This window comes from Legionella tunisiensis, from assembly GCF_000308315.1.
In the GTDB taxonomy this organism is placed as follows: Bacteria; Pseudomonadota; Gammaproteobacteria; order Legionellales; family Legionellaceae; genus Tatlockia; species Tatlockia tunisiensis.
This window is the reverse complement of sequence record NZ_CALJ01000196.1, coordinates 1-1,351: the sequence shown is the minus strand read 5'-3', so window position 1 is coordinate 1,351 and position 1,351 is coordinate 1. Positions and strand designations below refer to the sequence as shown.

The window sequence follows — 1,351 nt, the reverse complement described above, 5'->3', positions numbered from 1 at the left end:
TGTATAAAAATATTCTTAGTCAAGACTGTTTTTTACTATTTATTTGTTTATTATCGATAACGTGCTAGGTCTTTTTGCTTTCTTTAATATCCTGTGGATAATTCCTTGTTCTTCCCGACTATTTTTTATCAAAGAATACTTGTTTGAAAGGATAGTCCTTATCCTATAAGGAGCTAAGTCATTTTTATTCTGTGAGAGGTTATTGAGCTTATCCACAAAATCTGTGGATAAAAAATGTGTATAGAATGTCAAATCCTAATGAACTAAAGTGTTTAAACCGATGTTCAACAACTAACCAGTAGAACGGTGAGACTAATCATCTTTAGCTGTTTTTCTTTGCTTCTGGTTAACTAAAAATCGGATTAATTTGGACTTCCAGGTAAAGTAAGCGCAAAGAACAAAATAACTAACCATCCATATGGAAACAGGGACAGAATTAGTGTCCGTGTAATTGCGTAATGCCCAGCTTACTAAGACAATAAAAAACTTTTTATGCAGGCAAGGGCGCCATTCTCAATAAAAAGAATACCAAACGTTTTTTGTGTGTCTAAAGGATTAGATCTTTTCATCACTGTAATGATTCTCCGTTATGTGCGTTGTTGCATAAAACGCTTTCTGAATAAGTTCTGAACTTTTATGCAGTACCTCTGAAATAGCGATAACTAATTCTTTATGCGCTTGTCTTAACCGACTAAGTTCTTCGATTTTATGATCCAAACGACAGAAGTCATTGATTAGTTCATCTCTTTTTTGTGAAAGCACCTTGTATTTATTGTGTTCTTTCTCTAACTCAACTTTGTAATTCATAATTCTACACTGTCACTACGGCTTAATAGACAGTGCGATGGTATCAATGCTTGTTATCAATTTCAATTTATAAGTAAGGCATTATATCACGATTGATTAATATTTGCACATAAAAGTATAAGTGAAGACCTGGTGAAATTTCTGTATAAAGAGAGCGGGCTAATGCGCTAGCGAATCCAATAAGTCTGATTATTTTGATAATCAGACTTTATATTAAAACTGGAGGGGTGGTTACAAGTCATAAGTGCAAGCGCCTTTTTACTACATAGTGCTCATTTCCATTACCGTTACAGTGTGCGATTTAAATTTATCAATACCGATTTTCTTCCACCCAAAACGTTGATAGTAATCTGTTATCGCAGGATCAAAAGCAAACAAATAAAGGTTTCTGAAGCCGAGCTCTTTTGCTTTCTTTACTGTGAGATCAATCAGCATTTTGCCGATCCCTTGTTTTTGATATTTTTGGATCAACCACCACACTCTCAATCCAGGGGCCTAGATCGGGCCGCACATCATCTTTTAGTTGTAGTGTGCAAGAACCTAC

The 1,351-nt window shown here is 34.9% G+C and carries 2 protein-coding genes; both read right to left on the bottom strand.

Annotated features, from left to right (window positions below):
- Positions 1-555 precede the first annotated feature (555 nt).
- Positions 556-807, bottom strand: a complete 252-nt coding sequence (locus BN58_RS11690) for a hypothetical protein (protein WP_019216991.1) — start codon at positions 805-807, stop codon at positions 556-558.
- Positions 808-1,068: 261 nt separating this feature from the next.
- On the bottom strand, positions 1,069-1,242 hold the full coding sequence (locus BN58_RS34105) for a hypothetical protein (RefSeq protein WP_019216990.1): 174 nt from the start codon (positions 1,240-1,242) through the stop codon (positions 1,069-1,071).
- Positions 1,243-1,351: the final 109 nt, after the last annotated feature.